This window comes from Streptomyces sp. NPDC043726 (assembly GCF_056436565.1).
Genome location: NZ_JBWKCI010000007.1, coordinates 422,997 through 440,945, shown reverse-complemented (window position 1 = coordinate 440,945; position 17,949 = coordinate 422,997). Strand labels below are relative to the sequence as shown.

Genomic DNA, 17,949 nt, shown 5'->3' with positions numbered 1-17,949 from the left:
GGACGTCAGTATCGAAGACGCTCGCGGGCATGTCCCGCCACCTCTTCCGGCAGCCAGCCCCTCGTTTCCAGTTCGGTCAGCAGCCTGGCGTACGGCTCTTCGAAGCGGGCCGTGTTCGCCGGGTCCGGGGACAGCCTCGTGCCGATGGTCACCATGGCCTCCGCCACGTCCGCCAAGGCCCCCGGCACACCGCCCGTCCCGTACGCCGCCAGTGCCGCCATCCCCAGAGCCGGTTCCGTCTGCCGGGGGACCCGGGACGGGCGGCCCAGGATGTCGGTGCGGAGCTGGTTCCAGTACCGGCTGCGGGCGGCGCCGCCGGTGAGGGTGAGGGGCCCGTCCACAGGGGCGCCCAAGTGGTGGACGTAGTCCAGGCACAGGCGCTCCACGAACCCCACGCCCTGGAGCAGCGCCGCCCACAGGTCGGCGTCGTTCTCGGGCTCGCCGAGGAGGAGGGCCGTGGCCTCCGGGGCGAGGAAGGGGAAGCGTTCCCCCGGTGACACCAGCGGGTAGCTGATCGCGCCGGAGGGTTCGTGCGCCGCCGCCCGCGCGTCCATCGCCGCCGGATCCGCGGCCGGGAAGGCGGCCGTGAGGACTCCCGCGCCCGCACTGGAGGCGCCGCCCGGCAGCCAGGTGCCGTCGGGCGCCCGGTGGTTGTAGACCACGCCCGACGGGTCGCGGACCGGGGTGAGGGACGCGCCCTTGAGGACCAGGGTCGTACCGAGCACCGAGTTCCAGGAGCCGGGGCGCAGGGCGCCGGAGGCGATCTGGGCCGCGCAGCCGTCGGTCATCCCGGCGACGACCGGGGTGCCGGCGGGGATGCCGGTGGCCTCGGCCGCCGTGGCGGAGACCTCGCCGAGCCGGGTGCCGGGGCGGACGACGTCGGGCAGCGCCCGCTCGGGCAGGTCGAGGGGGAACGGCACGGGCCAGGAGTCCCGTTCGAGGTCGTAACCGGTCTTCAGCGCGTGGCTGGAGTCCGCCGGGGGCAGCTCGCCGGTGAGCAGCGAGACGACCAGGTCCGGCTGGTGGGTGATCCGGCCGGGGCCGTACGCCCCGAGCAGCCACAGCGCCTTCGGCAGCGCCCAGGTGTCCTGCACCGCGAGCCCCAGCGCCCGCGCCCGTGCCGCCTCCTCGGTCGCGCGGCCGTCGTCGTACATCAGCGCGGGACTCATCGGCCGCCCCGCCCCGTCCGTCAGCAGCACGGTCCCGGACGTCCCGCACACCGCGAGCCCGCCGACCCGCACCCGCGACCGGCCCTGGAGTGCGGCCCCGGCCGCCGCGCACACCCCGTCCCACCACTGCCCGGGATCCTGCTCGTGGCGCACACCGTCCCGTCGGCCGCCGAGCGGGGCGGAGCCCGAGCCCAGGACGGTGCCGTCCGCCTCGACCAGGAGGGCGCGCACGCTCTGCGTACCGAGGTCGATCCCGAGCCAGGCCGCCATGCCACCTCCCGGGCACCATCACTCGACGTGAACTTCCCACTCTGCACCGATGTTTTCGCGTGTGCGAGGGATTGACGGCCAACCTCCGCCGCTCCACCCTCTGTTGACGAGTCGACTCGCCGCGTCGACCAGACCTGCCCCGCGATCCCACCCGAGGACGAAGGATCGTGCCATGACCCACCCGCAGCAGGGGCCCGCGGCCCGTCGGACCGCCATGGCGGAGCAGGTCCTGGCCGACGGTTCGGCGACCGCCGCGGAGCTCGCCGAGCGGTTCGGGGTGAGCCTGCTGACCATCCACCGGGACCTCGGCGAGCTGGAACGGCAAGGCGTCGTACGGAAGTTCCGCGGGGGGGGGGTGACCGCGCAGCCGTCGGGGGGTGTTCGACACGTCGGCCGTGCACCGCGGGTACGCCTACCACCACCAGCACATCGTGTCGGTGAAGCGGGCGATGCTCGTCGGCGGAGGCGCTGCGGGACCTGGACGAGCACGAGGTGCCGTACAAGGTCGGCCCGGTGAGGGGTGGTGATGACGAGGACCGAACCGGTTCTGCGTGAGCCGCGGCCGTGACCGCCGAGTTCACCGTGTGGCTGCTGGCCGCCCTACGCCGTCCGAAGAGCAACTGCCTTGGAGAGAAAGGGACTTGGATGCCCGAACGCAGGACCCGCACACTGGACTGCCCGACCTGCGGCTCCATGGAGGCCTTCCGGTTGCTCGACGACCGGGAGAAGGCGGCGCTGCGGAAGCGGGAGGGGCCGCGGCTGTTTCTGGGCAACCTCTGGCGCTGCACCGCCGCGGGGTGCCTGACGTACTACCCCCAGTTCAACAAGGCCGGTCACGGCCGCCTCCCCGAGGAGTTCCGCGAGGAGGGGGCCGCCACGGAGCCGGGGTGAGCCCTACAGGTTGCTGAAGTCCGGGCCCTTGGTGCGGGTGCGCTTGATCTCGTAGAAGCCGGGGACCGAGGCCACGGCGAGGGTGCCGTCCCAGAGGCGGGCGGCCTCCTCGCCCTTCGGGGCGGGGGTGACGACCGGGCCGAAGAAGGCGATCTGCTCGCCGTCGTCGCCGGGGACCGCGATGACCGGGGTGCCGACGTCCTGGCCGACCTTGTCGATGCCCTCCTTGTGGGAGGCGCGCAGCTCGGCGTCGAACTCGAAGTCCTTCTGGTCGAAGTACTCGATCAGGTCGGCGGGCAGGCCGACGTCCGCGAGGGCGCCCTCGACGGCCTCGCGGGTCGGGCCCTGGCCCTCGTTGTGGATACGGGTGCCGAGCGCGGTGTACAGCGGGCCGAGGACGTCGGAGCCGTGCTTCTGCCAGGCCGCGGTGACGACCCGTATCGGCTGCCAGGCCTTGGTCTCCAGCAGCTCCCGGTACTCCTCGGGCAGTTCGTCGATCTTCGGCTCGTTCAGCACGGCCAGGCTCATGATGTGCCAGCGGACCTCGATGTCGCGGACCTTCTCGACTTCCAGCACCCAGCGCGAGGTCATCCACGCCCAGGGGCACAGCGGATCGAACCAGAAGTCGACGGGGGTCTTCGCGGACTCGACGGACTCGGACATGGCTCTCCTAGGGAAGCGGTCTTTGACCACGGCAACACCGGTGACCGCCTCCGCCATTCCCCGCCCCGCATGGCAGGATCAGCCCCGTCCGCATACTGAACACTCTGTGAGGAGAGACACCCGTGCCCGGTGAGAATCTGTCCCGCGACGAGGCCCGGGAGCGGGCCGCGCTGCTGTCCGTCGACGGGTACGACGTGTCCCTCGACCTGCGCTCCGCGCTCGGCGGAGAGCCGGAGAGCGGGCCGCGCACCTTCCGCTCGGTCACCACGATCCGCTTCCGCTGCGCCGAGCCCGGAGCCTCGTCCTTCGCCGACCTGATCGCCCCCGCCGTGACCGCGGTCTCGCTCAACGGCCGCGACCTCGACCCCAGCGAGGTCTTCGACGGCTCCCGGATCGCCCTGGAGGACCTGGCCGCCGACAACGAGCTGATCGTCGACGCCCAGTGCGCCTACTCCCGTACCGGCGAGGGCCTGCACCGCTTCGTCGACCCCGAGGACGGCGAGGTGTACCTGTACACCCAGTACGAGCCGGCCGACTCCCGCCGGGTCTTCGCCAACTTCGAGCAGCCGGACCTCAAGGCCCCCTTCCGCTTCGAGGTGCGGGCGCCCGAGGGGTGGACGGTGTGGAGCAACGGCACCGGCTCGCGGACGGACGGCGTGTGGCGCTTCGCCGAGACGAAGCCGATCTCGACGTACATCACGTGTGTGGTGGCGGGCCCGTACCACTACGTGACGGACTCCTACACCCGTACCTTCGAGGACGGTACGACGCTGGAGATCCCGCTCGGCGCCATGTGCCGCAAGGGGCTCGCGCCGCACTTCGACGCCGACGACGTCTTCCTCGTCACCAAGCAGGGTCTGGACTTCTTCCACGACCACTTCGACTACCCGTACCCGTTCGGGAAGTACGACCAGGCCTTCGTGCCCGAGTACAACCTCGGCGCGATGGAGAACCCGGGCCTGGTGACCTTCCGCGAGGAGTACATCTTCCGCGGCAAGGTGACGCAGGCGTCCTACGAGAGCCGGGCCAACGTCATCCTGCACGAGATGGCGCACATGTGGTTCGGCGACCTGGTCACCATGGAGTGGTGGGACGACCTGTGGCTGAAGGAGTCCTTCGCCGACTTCATGGGCTCCTTCGCCACCGTGGGCGCGACCCGCTTCACCGACGGCTGGATCACCTTCGCCAACCGCCGCAAGGCCTGGGCGTACCGCGCCGACCAGCTGCCCTCGACGCACCCCGTCACAGCGGACATCCGCGATCTGCAGGACGCCAAGCTCAACTTCGACGGGATCACCTACGCCAAGGGCGCCTCCGTGCTGAAGCAGCTCGTGGCGTACGTCGGCCAGGACGCGTTCCTGGAGGGCGCCCGCCGCTACTTCAAGCGGCACGCCTACGGCAACACCCGGCTCGGCGACCTGCTCTCGGTGCTCGCCGAGACCAGCGGACGGGACATGGCCGCCTGGTCGCGGTCCTGGCTCCAGACGGCCGGGGTCAACTCCCTCACCCCGCAGGTGCTGCTGGACCCCGAGGGCAGGGTCGCGGAGCTCGCGGTGGTGCAGGAGGCGCCCGAGTCCCACCCCGAGCTGCGGCCGCACCGGGTCGCGGTGGGCCTGTACCGCCGTACCGGCGGTGTGCTGGAGCGGTACGCGCGGGTGGAGGTGGACGTCGACGGTCCGCGTACGGTCGTGACGGAGCTGGCCGGGGCCGAGGCGCCGGAGCTGGTGCTGGTCAACGACGACGACCTGACGTACTGCAAGACCCGCTTCGACGAGACCTCGCTGGCGGCGCTGCGGCGGGGCCTCGGCGACATCGCCGACCCGTTGGCGCGGGCGCTGTGCTGGTCGGCGCTGTGGAACATGACCCGGGACGCGCTGCTGCCGGCCCGGGAGTTCATCGACCTGGTGCTGAGGTTCGCGGGCCAGGAGTCCGACATCGGTGTGCTCCAGATGCTGCACGCCTGGGCGGAGTCGGCGGCGGTGCACTACACGGCCCCCGAGCGGCGCGCGGCGGCCGGCCGGCTGCTCGACCAGGGCGCGGCGCTCCAGCTGAGCACCGCCGAGCCGGGCAGCGAGCACCAGCTGGCGTGGGCGCGGTTCTTCGCGCGGGTGGCCAGCGCGGCTCCCTCCTTCGAGATGCTGAGCGCGCTGCTCGACGGCACGGTGACCCTGCCGGGCCTGGACGTCGACCAGGAGCTGCGCTGGGCGTTCCTGGACGCCCTCGCCGCCCATGACGTGGTCGGCGACAAGGAGCTGGCCGCCGAACTCGCCCGCGACGACACCGCGTCCGGCAGGCGTCACCAGGTGCGCTGCCTCGCCGCTCGTCCGCAGGCCTCGGTCAAGGCGCAGGCGTGGGCGCAGGTGGTGGAGTCCGACGAGCTGTCCAACGCGCTGGTGGAGGCCACGATCGCGGGCTTCGCCCGGCCCTCGCAGCGGGAGCTGACGGCGCCGTACACGCAGAAGTACTTCGCGGCGATCGAGCGGGTGTGGGCCGAGCGGTCCATCCAGATCGGCATGGTCGTGGTGTCGGGGCTGTTCCCCTCCTTCCACGAGTCGCCGGAGACCCTGGACGCGACGGACGCGTGGCTGGCCGCGCACGAGCAGGCGGCCCCGGCGCTGCGCCGGCTGGTGCTGGAGGCGCGGGACGATCTGGCGCGGGCGCTGCGGGGTCAGGCGTGCGACGCGGCGGCGGGGGCCGAGTGATCGCCGGGTCCCTCGCTCGCCCGACCTTTGGCCACCGCTTGATCCATCGGTGACCGTTACGGAATTCAGGCAATAGCAGCCGTAACCCCTGGTCCAACCCGAACGGACCAGGGGTTTTCCGTGCCTACTCGGCAACCGAACACCCGTCCTTTAGGACGAGCTTGTCCGGTTTTGTCGACGGGCGTGTAACAGGGGTTAAGAGGCGGATCGGACGAGGGAATCCCCGGGTCATGAACCACAACACCCCGCTCTCCCCCCGCCCCCTCCACCAGCTCACCGACGTCCGGCGCCGCGTGCTCACCGCCGCGCAGCTCCGGGCGCACGGCGTCGCGGCCGCCGAGACGAACGAGCAGTGCCGGGCAGGCGGGCCCTGGCAGCAGATCCTCCCGGGCGTCTACCTGCTGCACCCCGGCCCCCCGACCAGCGAGGAGCGGCTGCACGCGGTACTGCTGTACGCGGCGCGGGAGCGGACCACCGGGGTCCCGGCGCAGCCTGGCGGGGAGGAACCGCACCGTCCGGTGTACGCGGAGGCGATGATCACGGGCCTGGCGGCGCTGACCCTGCACGGGTTCGCGGCGACTCCCCCGCTGACCGCCCTGGACTCGATCGACGTCCTGGTCCCCCGGCTGCGCCGGCTGCGCTCGACGGGCTGCGCCCGGATCGTCCGCACGCCGTCCCTGCCGACGCCCCAGGAGGTCACCGGCCTGCCGGTGGCCCCGGTCCCGCGCGCCCTGGCCGACGCGGTGGCCGAACTCTCCGACGCGGGCGCCGTACGCCGGCTGCTCACCGAGGCGGTGCGCGGCGGCCACTGCGAACCCGCTGCGGTGGTACGGGAGTTGACGCAGGCCAAGCTGCTGGGGCCGCACGTGGTGGACGCGGTGGAGTCGCTGCTGGCGGAGGGCCGCGCGATCGCGGAGGACCGCCTCTACCGGATGGTCCGCGAGTACGGCCTCCCCGACCCCGTCTGGAACATCGACCTCCGCCTTCCGGGCGGCCCGCACCTCGGCGGGCTGGACGCGTACTGGCCGGAGCACGCGGTGGCGGTGGAACTGGACACGAGGGCCCCGCGCCAGGGGCATCGGCAGGACGAGGACGCCCAGTGGGCGGAGTACGCCCGCAAGCGCGAGCACCTGGAGCGCCTCGGCATCACGGTCGTCCACATCACGCCCAAGAAGCTCCGGGACTCCCTGGACCAGCAGGCGGCGGTGATCCGCACGGCCCTGATGGCCTCGGCGGACCGTGATCCCGCCGCGTATGTGGTGGTGCTGCCCCGGTAGGAGGGGGATCGGGGAGGCATCAGGAGGGGAGAGGAGGGGCCACCGGGGTCATCCCGGGCGGCCCCTCCTCATGCGGAGAAGACGCCACCACCACTTCCTGCGTCCCCCGCCCGGCCGTACCGCCCGACGCGGGGAGGGTGCGCGCGGCGCACGGGGTGTGGGCGGGTGGCTGAGCTCCGCTCCCGCGATGCCGCCGACATCGACGCAGAGTGCGCCCTCGTCATTGACCAGACAGACCTTGCTGCCGGCCGAGGCGATGGCAGCGGCAGCCATGTCGAGAGCGAGGACGGCGAGCGGCCGGTCCGTCCGCAAGGGATCCCACAGCCTCAGCGAGCCGTCCGTGTATGCCACGGCCAGCAGCACCCTGCCAGGATCGGTGCCGGACACATGGACGGCGGCCATGTCCGCGATGGTGGCGTTGCCGTCCTGCATCACGGCCATCCGGGTCCGGTCCGCCACATCCCACAGGACCACCCTGCGGTAGTCGCACACGGCGAGTACCGGTCCAGGCAGGTGGACCAGTGCGGCTCCCTTGCAGAAGCGGCTCGTGACGTCGGAGAGTTCCCAGGCCCGCCCGGGTTCGTCGCGGTCGAACACGACGGGATTCTTCTCCGTGTAGGCCAGCAGGAGGGCTCCACCGCCCCGCTTCGGAAGAACCCTGATGCTGCTGGGGCTCATGCGAAAGCTCGTACCGTCGATCCGCCAGCCCTGCTTCCAGCCCGCCCCGGCACGCGGCACCTCGAAGCACACGATTCCCCAGTCGTCACTCCGTCTCTCCGCGTGCGTGACCAGGAGACGGCCGTCCGAACCGAGGAACGGCACACTGCCGAGGAAGAAGGGAGTCGGCTCGGGCAGCGTGATCCGTCCGTCCTTCCGCGTCCAGATCTGCCACCTCTGAGATCTGATCAACAGCGGTCCTCCGTGCGGGCCCGTGACCCTGGACCGAACGGTCTCCGGCTCGTCGAGGAGATCGCCCGTCGCCGCGTCACGGAAGCTGAACTCTCCGGCGGAGCAGACGGCGAACGCGTCGCCGCAGCCCGGCACTCGCACACTCTGAGCGCTCACGGAGTGACGGAGCGAGGAGGAATCGGAACCCTCCGGTGCTGCCGGCCGGGGCGTCTCGAACACGGTGACCTTCTCGTCCTCGCCCGTGATCGAGACGACGAGCAGTGCGCCGTCGGGACCTTCGACATGGGTGAAGGCACCGTCGTAGGCGAGATCCACCATGACCGGCACTTCGGTCAGGGAACCGCTCGTCGTGTCCCACAGACTGAGTGGTCTTCGCCCAAGGGACAACGGTGCGAGCATGACGTGATCCCGCGTCGCGGGGATCGCCGACATCCCCATGGCTTCTCCTGGGGCGACCAGGATCCGGACCGGAACCCGGGACCTACGGAGACCGAAGGAGAGAGGGGACAGGTGAGACAGGCCGGCAACCACGAGTCGTGGGGCGCCGTTGCTCCCCTGGAGGCCGGCCAATGCCCCGATGGCGTTGCCGGCGTCGGTCGTCACCTCACGACGGGTCCTGAGGTCCCTCACGACTATCTCGTTCGATCCGGCTCCGCCGGCGTAGGCGAGCAGGACGCGCCCGCGGCCGTTCCGCATTCCCGCGAGGTGTCCGACGACGGTCAGGCGCTTGTTGCGAAAAGCGTCGGTCTGCTTCCGCTCTCGCGGATCCCAGATCTCCACGCCCCCGAAACCACCGACGGCGAGGTGGTCACGCTCCTGATCGAAGGGCACCGCCGCCAGCGCCGTGGCCATCACCTCGGAGCAGGTCAAGGGCGCGCCGACCATGGACATCAGGACGGGGTCCCAGAAGTGAATGCGCGTAGGAGCGGCCTCCTCCGCGAGGGCCACCACCGTACGGCCATCACCCCAGCGCAGCGCCGCGAGTGCCCTCAGTTTCTCGCATTCCAGTGCGAACACACTGGTCGTAGGACTGCGCAGCGAACGGAAATCGGCCCAGAGCGGCGCCCACGCCGCATCCCGTGACCACCACCCCGCCGGATCCGGCAATGTCCCGCGGAACTGTGCTTCGGCCACCGCGCGCAGGGCGCCGCGCTCGCTCGGAGCGGCCGCCGAGAGCCGGAGGTGCGCCGCTCGGATCGCCGAGACCGCGTCCGGCAGCGGCGCCCTCCCCGGACGTGGTCGTGCCGCCTCGGCGGCGACCGCCCCCGGGGCGAGGTGGTCCAGCAGGCTCGGTCGGGAGACCAGCCACTGCCAGCCGTCCGCGGCGGCGACATGCCCGGCCAAGTGATGGACCACGTACGGATTGGGCGGAGAGGGCAGCGGCGGCTCGGCGGCTTCGGCCAGTCCCTCGGCGACCAAGTGGTGCCGTCGGCCCAGCTCGTCGGCGTTGGCGGCGGCATAGTGCTCCTGGAACGTCCGGTGCGCGAGCCGGTACACGCTCTGCCCGTACTCCGCGTCGAGCATGATGTACGGCGCCGCGTCCACCAGCAACGCGTCGACGGCCCGTTCATCCACGGCCGTGCCGTCCGCCCTCTCCGCCAGCAACGCCCGCGCCGCGATCTGCCACACCCCGTCCGTACGCGGGAGCCCGCGTCCTTGTCCCAGAGCCAGCGCCTCGAGCAGCGGCACGAAGGCCGGATCACGGTCGCCGAGCCGGGTGACGGCAGCCCCGAACAGCGCGCGATAGTCGTGCGCCAGCAGCTCGGCCCGCTGCTCCCGATGAGCTGCCTCGATGAGTTCGGGGCGCGCCATCAGCTCGTGGACCGCCAGCCGGGCGTACAGGAAGTGCCGTTCGCGGGCCGCGATCTCCCGCCGTACCGCCTCCAGTTCGGCCTCGTCGATCGACGGGAACGCGGCCAGCAGGCGGCGCCGGACGTACTCGTCGGCCGCCTCGCCGTCCCGGCCCACCATGACCAGTTCCGCCGGACCGCCCAGGGCGTCCAGGATGTCCGTGTCCTCCCCCGCCGGTGAGTCCGGGCCCTCCTTCGTGGAGCTGCGGGTACCCACCACCACGCGGACTCCGTCCAGCTCCGCGATACGGGCCAGGGTTCCTCGGGCGACGGCCAAGGGGTCCTGCGCCTCGTCCAAGGCGTCGACCAGGACCGTGAAGGGCTCCCCGCGCTCCCTCAGCCATCGCACCAACTGGTCCGCGTCCTCCACCGACTCGTCTCCCGCGAGCCGGCGCGCGACGTCCGCCGTCGTCGCCCCGGTCAGATGCAGGACCGCGTCGAAGACGTGGGGTGGCGGAAGGCGCCGCGGATCCGTGCCGTCCGTCATGCCCGCCCGCGCGAGCAGTGCGCTCAGCTCCGGGTTGGCCTGTACGACCACGTTCCCGAGCAGCGCGGACTTGCCCGAGCCCGCCTCGCCGGTGACGACCAGCAGGCCCGTGCGCGCCGATCGCAGCCATTCGGCGATTCGGGCGCCCTCCTCCCGGCGGCCCATGAAGTACCAGGCCAGTTCGCCCTGTTCGGCGCCTTGAGCCTTGGGGAGGAAATGGCCGCGCTCGTCGGGGGTGAGGGTGGCGACGAAGTCGCGGAGTTCCGCGTACACGTCGAGGGGTGCGGTGACAGGGCCGGTCAGGCGGCGGCGCGGGAGCGGTGGGGCCTGGTAGAGACCCAGGTCGGCGACCATGCCCTGGTCACCGAGCCGGTTCTGGATCCGGCCCACCAGGTCGCGCAGGTGGATGGCCTCGTCGTTGTCGCTGTAGCCCGCCAGCGCGTCGGACAGGACCTGTTGGAACGTGCCCAGGTAACCGGAGCCGTAGCCGCCGACCCCGATGACCGCCAGTCGGTCCATGCCGCCCTCGTCGTAGAGCCGGGAGAGCAGGATCTCCACGAAGCGCTTCGCGCCGCAGGCCTCGATGACGACGAGAGCCCAGGCGTCCTCGTCCAGCAAGCGGTGCCGCCACTCCTCGATCACGTACTCGGCGAAGGAGGCCGGGTTGAACGACCGCACGGTCATCGGATCGGGAGAGTCCTCGACGGCCAGCCATGCCTTGGGGCCGAGGGCCTGGCCGTGACCGGCCCAGTAGAGCATCGAGCTGCGCGGGGCGGCCGGCCGGGACCAGTCCATGAGGCGGCTGCCGACCGCCGAGTGGTCGCGCGGTCCGGGCCCCCAGTGTTCCTCGCGTCCGCCCAGCTCCTCGACCAGTTCCGCGACGCGGGCCGCCTGGTCGTCGGCATCCAGTGCCGGGAAGGTGTGCTGCTTGTACGTCCCGATGGGCACGGGCACGAAGCTGAACTCACTCATCGGGCGGAACCACCAACACGAGCTGTCTCACCGCCGATGATCCGCCCGACTTCGCCTCCACCCGGTACAGACCCGGTCCGGGCAGGAGGACGTCCGCGTGCAGGCGGCCGTCACGCGGGGTCAGGAACGGGCGCGCGATCTCCAGGTTCCCGGCGACGTCGAAGACCTGGCACACCACCGCCGTCGGGCTGTCCACCAGGTCGACCTCGACGGGGCACGGGCGGCCGGCCGTGACCAAGTCCGGTATGTGCAGCCCCAGTGCGCTCGCGCCGAGGGGCGGGCCGAGGGGGCGTTCCGTGAGGACCGAGCCGGTGTACGCGATGGCCTCCTCGCTACGGGCCACTGCTCCGTGGCTCTGCGGCAGGTAGTGGGGTGAGGTGCCCGCGAGGGCGGCCGCGTCCCGGTAGACCGTGCCGTCGCCGCGCCGGTCGTCCTGGGTGTCGCCGTCCGGGACGTATTCGCGCACCACGGCGGTGCCGTCCACCAGCCGCAGGCTCTGCGGGGTGCGCTGGCCGACGCCCACCACGGCGCGCAGCTGCGGGAGCGCGGGAGCGGCGCGCAGTCGTTCCTGACGTTCCAGGGCAAGGCGCGCCAACTCCCGGTCGCCGCCCAGGGCCGCGGCATCCGACGCCGTGAACCGGCGGAACACTCCGGCCCTCTCCTCCACGCAGCGGTAGCCCGGCAGCAGTTCGTGGAGGCCGGGGAGTGTGCCGGCCAGGGCGCGCAGGCGGCGGCGGGGCAGCGGCAGCGGGGTACGCCCGCCCGTGGCCAGCAGTCCGGCGGCCTTGACCGAGCCGTGGAAGGGGGTGCCCAGCGTGATGAGGGTGCGCAGTTCGCTCGTACCGCCGAGTTCGGTCACGAACCAGTGCGCGACCAGTCCGCCCATGGAGTGGGCGATCAGGGTGAGCCGGGCGTCCCGGCTGCCCCTCGGATGGGCACGCCAGGCCCGGAGGTGGTCGTCGGCGGCCTTGGCGAGTTCGGCGGCCGCATGGGCGACGGGCAGCCGCCAGTCGTAGGCGAACTCCAGGACGGCGTCCGGGTGGGCTGCGTGGTCGCGGACTCCCCTGAGCAGTTTGTCGTACGGCTCGAAGCCGCGCAGCACCGGCGCGAAGGCGGGGAAGCGCAGCATGCGGGTGGCCTGGATCCGGCCGGTGCGGCCCGCGCGCTCGTGGTCGGTGACCCGAAGCCCGGTGAGTGCGTCGCCGGTCGTCCAGGCACTGACGTACCACCGCGGATCCGAGACGCCCCACAGCACCCGGCCCGTCGCGCTCTCGACCAGTTCGCTGCCCATGATTCCCGGCAGGACCACCACCGCGTCGCGGTGCCCTGCCGTCGGTGAACTCGCCACCACGTGCTCCCCCGGGAGTCGCGCTTCACGTGAGCAGCAGGATAGCCAGCGGGGCGGGCGCGCGGACCGGTTCCCGCACAGGTCCGCACCCGCGCGGGAACCACCCTCGTGGCGCGGCTACTCGCCGCAGAACTCCGCCTCCAGGATCGCGTCCGTGTCGCCCGTCCAGTCGCCGTTGAAGTTGAAGGACAGGGAGTGGCGGCCGTCCGCCGTGGTGACCGCCTCCGAGACCGAGCCGTGGATGCCGCCGCCGTGGCCCCAGACCGTGGTGCCGCAGGACAGCTCACGGGAGATCAGGCCGAGGCCGTAGCCGGCGTTCGGGATGTCCTCGGCCTTGATGGTGGTCTTCATCTCCTTCAGCTGCTCGGCGGGGAGCAGCCTGCCCTTCAGCAGGGCGGTGTAGAAGCGGTTCAGGTCGGCCGAGTTGGAGATCATCTCGCCCGCCGCGTAGGCCAGGGTGGGGCTGAGCCTCGTGACGTCGTAGGTCTTGCCCGTGGCCGTCTCGGCGAGCTTGGAGTATGCGCGGCTGCTCGGCTGCGGGAGGCCGACCCGGGTGCCGGGGACCGAGGTGGCGCGCATGCCGAGCGGGTCGAGGATGCGGGCGCGCACCTCGTCGCCGTACGCGTGTCCCGTGACCTTCTCGATCACCATGCCCGCGAGGACGTAGTTGGTGTTGGAGTAGGACCAGGACGTGCCCGGTTCGAAGGTGGGCTTGTGGGTCATGGCCAGGGCGACCAGGTCCTCGGGCTGCTTCCTGTCGTAGCGGTGCTCGAAGAAGCCGTCCTTGAGGAAGTACGTCCGGCCGAAGTCCTCGTCGGCCGTGTAGTTGTAGATGCCGCTCGTGTGGTTGAGGAGCTGCCGGAGCGTGATCCTGGCGCCGTCGTGGCCGTTGCCCGTCACCAGGCCCGGCAGCCACCGGTCGACCTTGTCGTCCAGCGACAGCCGGCCCTCCGCCTCCAGTTGGAGCAGCACCGTGGCGACGAAGGTCTTGGTGATGCTGCCGACGCGGTAACGGTCCTGTGCCGAGCGGGACTCGCCCGTCCGCAGGTCGCCGACGCCCTCCGTCGCCGACCAGGTGCGGCCGTGGTCGCGGGCGGTGGCGGTCACGCCGGGCACGCCCGCCTCGACCGCTGCCTCCATCGCGTCGCGGGTGGCGGAGTGGCCGGTCTTCGTGTCCGCCGCCACCGCGGGACCCACCAGGGCCGCCGAGAGCGCCACCGCCGTCGCCGCCACCAGCGTCGTGCGTACGCGTGTGGTCATGTCTTCCCCCTTCGTTCTCCCGACGCGCCGGTTGCGTCGGGCCGGTCGGGAAGGCAGACCCGTGATCGTTGGGAAGGGTTGAGCGGGTGTGGGCCGGTTGAGCGACTTTCAGCCCTTCTCGGCCACCGAGCCCTCTCGCCCGTCAGCCCTTCTTCAGCACCAGCTCCGTGTTCCGGTCCGCGCGGCCGCCCGCCAGGTCGGTGCGGGCGCCGGGGGCGTTGCAGGAGATCTCGCGGTAGAGGGCGGCCAGGCCGGTCTGGGAGAGGTCGGAGAAGTCCGTGCGGTGCGGCGCCGCGGACTCCACACAGGTGGTGAACAGGGAGATCGTGCCGTCCTTGTTGTCCACCAGCTCGATGACCCGGGCGAGTTGGGGGTAGTCCACGTGCGAGGCGGTGGAGATCTCCCAGAAGCCGTCGCGCGGGGTGATCGCGTTGCGGTGGATGTGGCCGTTGACCCAGGCGAGCACGTTGCGGTGGCCGCCGAGGAGGGCGAGCACCTCCTGGCCGTTGTGGCGCCGCTCGGTCGGCCGGTCCGGGTCGCGGTTGGTGTTGTCCATCGTGTCGCTGGTGTGGTGGCTGAAGACGATCGCGTACGAGTCCTGGTTGTCCTTCAGGGTCCGGTCCAGCCACTTCAGCTGGGCCGTGCCGATGGAGCCCTCGTGGTGGCCGCCCGCGTCGGTGGTGTCCAGACTGATGCCGATGACGTCGTCGGCGATGCGGAAGCTGTAGTACTGGGTGCCGGCGTCGAGGTTGGCGGTGGAGTAGCCGTGGCCGACCGGGCCCATGCCGAGGTAGGCCGCGTCCAGGTGGGCCTTGAGGTACTCGGTGGGGGTGTACGGGGCCCGCCGCTCGTCCGAGGTGACCGACCGCAGGTCGCGGGTGTGGGCCTTGAGCAGCTCGCGGTACTGCACGCCCCGGGGGTCCTTGGCCTGCTTCAGCGCGTCCTGGAGCTTCTTGGCCTCGGCCGCGGCCAGGGTCATCAGCTTCTTGCCGCCGACCGCGAAGTCGGTGAGGTAGGGGTCGCGGTGCGAGGCGTAGGTGCCGAGCGGCAGGGAGTCGTGGTTGCCGACGGTCGAGTACCAGGGCATGTTCAGGCCGGGGCTGTTCACCTCCCGCAGGGCGGCGGCGAGGAAGCCGTCGAGCTGCGGGAAGCCGAGCTGCTTGTCGGCGTCACGGATCGCCGAGTCGGGCTGCCAGAACTGCTTCAGCCCGCTGTTCTGGACACCCTCGTACTGGCGCGGATCACCGGAGTTGGGGGTGATCCGGCCGCCGCTCATGACGGTGAGGAACCAGTCCAGCTCGGTGCGGGCGTTGTTGTCGGTGTTGTCGCCGGTGGTCATGGCGAAGTGCAGCGGGGCGCCGGTGACGGGAGCGCCCCGCAGCGCGTTCACCCGTTCCACGAGGGAGACGGCACCCTGCACGGTCAGCGCCTCCTGGGGCCGCCAGGCGTGCACGTCGTGCGAGCGCAGGAACTCCAGGCGCATCGGGTGCTGGACGTCCAGGATGTGCAGGTCCGTGAGCTGGACGAACGCGGCGAGCGCGGTACGGCGATTCTCGCGGCCGGACTTGGCGGCGGCCAGCTCGCTGCGGACCACGCGCCTCCAGCCGGGTCCGCTCACGAGCCGGCGGTAGCCGGAGGTGCCCCGCGGGGTGGCGACGCCCGCGATCGTGGTGCCCCGGGTGTAGGGGCGCAGCGGGAACGAGGGCGCCCGGCTGGAGGAGGCGACCGGCGCCTCCTGGGAGGCGACGGCCCTCGGCTCGGCGGTGGTGGCGGCCTGGCTGTCGGTGGGCCGCAGGGCGTAGCCGACGCCGGCGGAGAGGGACACCGCACCGGCGGCGGCGAGGACGGAACGGCGGTGGACGCCCAGCGCGGAGCTGGCGACAGAGCGTATGCGCGACATGGCGCGGTCTCCCCGAGTGCGTGACGCGTCGGCAGTGGTCGCGGGCGTCGCTGTCGCGAACGACCCGCTCGCTCTGGATCGTTGGCACTGGGGATGACCTGCGCGTGAACGAGGCGGCAACGCGCAGCGCCGATCACCGTACGTGGATCTTGGCCTACCCTGCGCGCCCCCGACCGCTCCTCGGGCGGCCGGGGCGCGGCTACTCCGTGTTCATCTTCGCGGGTATCCGGGGGGCGTTCGGGATGTGTTCAGGGGCGCTCCGGGTTCGCGGGCGAGTACTCCGGAGCCGACCAGCGCAGGGGCACGGCACCCCGAGTCTCCATCACCTCAAACAGCATGAAACGGACTCGTCGTTCGCCGTCCTCGGTGAACTCCGTACGCGCCTGTCCCGTCAGCCGCAGCGCCGTCCCGGACGTCCAGTCCAGGAAGAGCAGGCCCGCCCTCGGGTCGGCGGCGAGGTTGCCGAGGCTGAGGAACATGGAGTTGCCCGGATAGTCGCGCCAGCTCAGCTCGCGCGGTGAATCGACGTGCACGAAGCCGGGGTTGCCGCCCCGATGGCTGGCGTCGGCTCCGCCCTCATGGACGCTGGCCAGGAAGAAGGTGTCGGCGGCGGCGATGAACTCCGCCTGCCGCTGGGTCAGTTCGCCGCTCGCGCGGCTCTCGCCGGGCACCCGGTCGGGCAGGATCTCGTACGACTCCCTCCGTTGCAGGTACTTCGGGCAGTTGGCGAAGACCCGGTCCGCCTCGATCGCGAACCCTCGGGCGGTGGGCCGCAGCCTGCCGTTCAGCCGCATCCGGCGCCGGGTGCGCGGATCGAGGGCGATGGTGCCGACCGGGGTGCCCTCGGTGAGCGCCGAGGCGGGAGAGACCCTGGCCTCACCCGTGACGGAGATCTGCCGCGGCCCGGTCGCCCGGACGAATCCGGGCTCCCCCGCCAGCGGCGCAGCCCACACCCTCCCCGACGCCGGGTCGGCGGCGCCGATCACCAGCAGCGGCTGGAGCTCCAGGAAGGCGGCGGCCACCGGCTTGATGCCCTCCCCGATGGACCGGCCGACATGCGCGGCGAGATCCCGCACGCCGAGCCGGTCCTGCACGGCGAGCGAGCCCTCGTGATAGACGCCCATGACTAGAAGAACCCGCAGGTGGGGGCCGACTCGTGGGGCGCCGGAGCACCCTTGACGCCGCTCGGCACGGAGATCTCCAGGCGGAGGCCGTCCGGGTCGAAGAAGAAGATGCCGCCGGAGTCGGCGCCCTCGGCGTGCGCCACGACCCCTTCATGGGCGAACTCCACGCCGTACTCGCGCAGCGCGGCCTCGTAGGCGCGGATCCGCTCGACGGAGTCCGCCTGGAAGGCGAGGTGGTGCAGGCCGGGCCGGGCCTTGTCGTAGGCCCCGTCCGCCTGCTGCCACAGCGCGAGGGTGAGCGTGCCGCCCACACCCATGAGCGCGAACCGCCGGCCGTCCTCCTTGCCCTCGACCAGCAGGTCGAAGTCGAGGACGTCGCGGTAGAAGGCGAGCGAGCGGTTCAGGTCGGTGACGTTCAGGCCGACGTGGCCGGTGCTCAAGGTCATGACTACCCCCATCAGAAGTGGTTTCGCACGCACTGTTCTAACCTTTGAAAGTGAGCTTAGGGGTTAGAAATCAGAGGTGTCAACCGGTCACGTACCCTTGACCGGTTAGTACGGAAGAGGGAGCCCCACATGTCCGACCCCCGCCCGCACCTCGGCGAGCCGCTGGCGCTGGACCTGCTGAACACGCGCTGGATGCAGGACGGAGCCGCGCGGGACCTGCTGACGGACACCGACGGACTGGCGGTCTGGCTCGCGGCGAACGGGCTGGCCGGCGATCACCCCGCCGACGCCACGACCCTGCGCCACCTCCTCCAGGCCCGCGACGCGATCAAGGCCGCCGTCGACGGATCACCGCGGGACGCGGCGCCCCTCGTCGACGCCGTCCTCGCGCACGGCCGGATCCGGGCCACGCTCACCGCGGAAGGACCCGGCGAGCTGCCCGAGTTCCGCTCCCCCGCCTGGGGTCCGGCCTGGCTCGCCGCCCGCGACTACCTCCGGCTGCTCGCCACCGTCCCGGACCGGATCCGCGCCTGCGCCCACGAGGCCTGCGTCCTGTACTTCCTGGACACCTCGCGCAACGGCACCCGCCGCTGGCACTCCATGGCGACCTGCGGCAACCGCGCGAAGGCGTCCCGGCATTACGCCCGGACCAAGGAGGACTGACGCCGGCCGGGCGACTTG

General features: G+C 71.8%; 12 protein-coding genes and 1 pseudogene. 5 read left to right on the top strand and 8 right to left on the bottom strand.

Features of this window, described 5'->3' with window-relative positions; translation table 11 throughout:
- Positions 1-5: 5 nt before the first annotated feature.
- Entirely contained in the window at positions 6-1,439 is a 1,434-nt protein-coding gene (locus tag AC068Z_RS22610; protein WP_478558282.1) for an FGGY-family carbohydrate kinase, read from the bottom strand.
- Between the two features lie 214 nt (positions 1,440-1,653).
- Between AC068Z_RS22610 and AC068Z_RS22605 the strand changes: the two are divergent.
- Both AC068Z_RS22605 and AC068Z_RS22600 read left to right on the top strand, forming a co-directional pair.
- Positions 1,654-1,815 (top strand): annotated as a pseudogene (locus AC068Z_RS22605) (DeoR family transcriptional regulator); the annotation flags it as partial.
- Between the two features lie 269 nt (positions 1,816-2,084).
- A complete protein-coding gene (locus tag AC068Z_RS22600) occupies positions 2,085-2,330 on the top strand; it encodes a hypothetical protein (RefSeq protein WP_478558279.1) in 246 nt (81 codons plus the stop codon).
- Positions 2,331-2,333: 3 nt separating this feature from the next.
- On the opposite strand, the gene AC068Z_RS22595 is transcribed toward AC068Z_RS22600, so the two are convergent.
- Positions 2,334-2,993: a mycothiol-dependent nitroreductase Rv2466c family protein gene (locus AC068Z_RS22595; RefSeq protein ID WP_478558276.1), complete on the bottom strand. Its 660-nt coding sequence runs from the start codon at positions 2,991-2,993 to the stop codon at positions 2,334-2,336.
- A 122-nt stretch (positions 2,994-3,115) separates the two neighbouring features.
- On the opposite strand from AC068Z_RS22595, the gene pepN reads away from it, so the two are divergent.
- The gene (gene pepN / locus AC068Z_RS22590; RefSeq protein ID WP_478558273.1) at positions 3,116-5,695 is read left to right on the top strand and encodes an aminopeptidase N; all 2,580 of its coding nucleotides are present in this window, start codon (positions 3,116-3,118) and stop codon (positions 5,693-5,695) included.
- 230 nt (positions 5,696-5,925) lie between these two features.
- Positions 5,926-6,972 carry a hypothetical protein gene (locus tag AC068Z_RS22585; protein WP_478558270.1) on the top strand — a complete coding sequence of 349 codons (1,047 nt, stop codon included), beginning with the start codon at positions 5,926-5,928 and terminating at the stop codon, positions 6,970-6,972.
- 48 nt (positions 6,973-7,020) lie between these two features.
- On the opposite strand, the gene AC068Z_RS22580 is transcribed toward AC068Z_RS22585, so the two are convergent.
- The 6 genes from AC068Z_RS22580 to AC068Z_RS22555 form a co-directional block, all read right to left on the bottom strand.
- A complete protein-coding gene (locus tag AC068Z_RS22580; protein ID WP_478558267.1) occupies positions 7,021-11,190 on the bottom strand; it encodes a hypothetical protein in 4,170 nt (1,389 codons plus the stop codon).
- Entirely contained in the window at positions 11,183-12,538 is a 1,356-nt protein-coding gene (locus tag AC068Z_RS22575; protein ID WP_478558264.1) for an esterase/lipase family protein, read from the bottom strand. Before AC068Z_RS22575 ends, AC068Z_RS22580 begins: the two co-directional genes overlap by 8 nt.
- 117 nt (positions 12,539-12,655) lie before the next feature.
- Positions 12,656-13,798 carry a serine hydrolase domain-containing protein gene (locus AC068Z_RS22570; RefSeq protein WP_478558261.1) on the bottom strand — a complete coding sequence of 381 codons (1,143 nt, stop codon included), beginning with the start codon at positions 13,796-13,798 and terminating at the stop codon, positions 12,656-12,658.
- 142 nt (positions 13,799-13,940) lie between these two features.
- Positions 13,941-15,698 carry a TIGR03767 family metallophosphoesterase gene (locus AC068Z_RS22565; protein ID WP_478558258.1) on the bottom strand — a complete coding sequence of 586 codons (1,758 nt, stop codon included), beginning with the start codon at positions 15,696-15,698 and terminating at the stop codon, positions 13,941-13,943.
- A 248-nt stretch (positions 15,699-15,946) separates the two neighbouring features.
- A complete protein-coding gene (locus AC068Z_RS22560) occupies positions 15,947-16,822 on the bottom strand; it encodes a pyridoxamine 5'-phosphate oxidase family protein (RefSeq protein ID WP_478558255.1) in 876 nt (291 codons plus the stop codon).
- 2 nt (positions 16,823-16,824) lie between these two features.
- Complete coding sequence (locus AC068Z_RS22555) at positions 16,825-17,268, bottom strand: VOC family protein (RefSeq protein WP_478558252.1); 444 nt, start codon at positions 17,266-17,268, stop codon at positions 16,825-16,827.
- Between the two features lie 129 nt (positions 17,269-17,397).
- Between AC068Z_RS22555 and AC068Z_RS22550 the strand changes: the two genes are divergently transcribed.
- Positions 17,398-17,931 carry a CGNR zinc finger domain-containing protein gene (locus tag AC068Z_RS22550; protein WP_478558249.1) on the top strand — a complete coding sequence of 178 codons (534 nt, stop codon included), beginning with the start codon at positions 17,398-17,400 and terminating at the stop codon, positions 17,929-17,931.
- Positions 17,932-17,949: the final 18 nt, after the last annotated feature.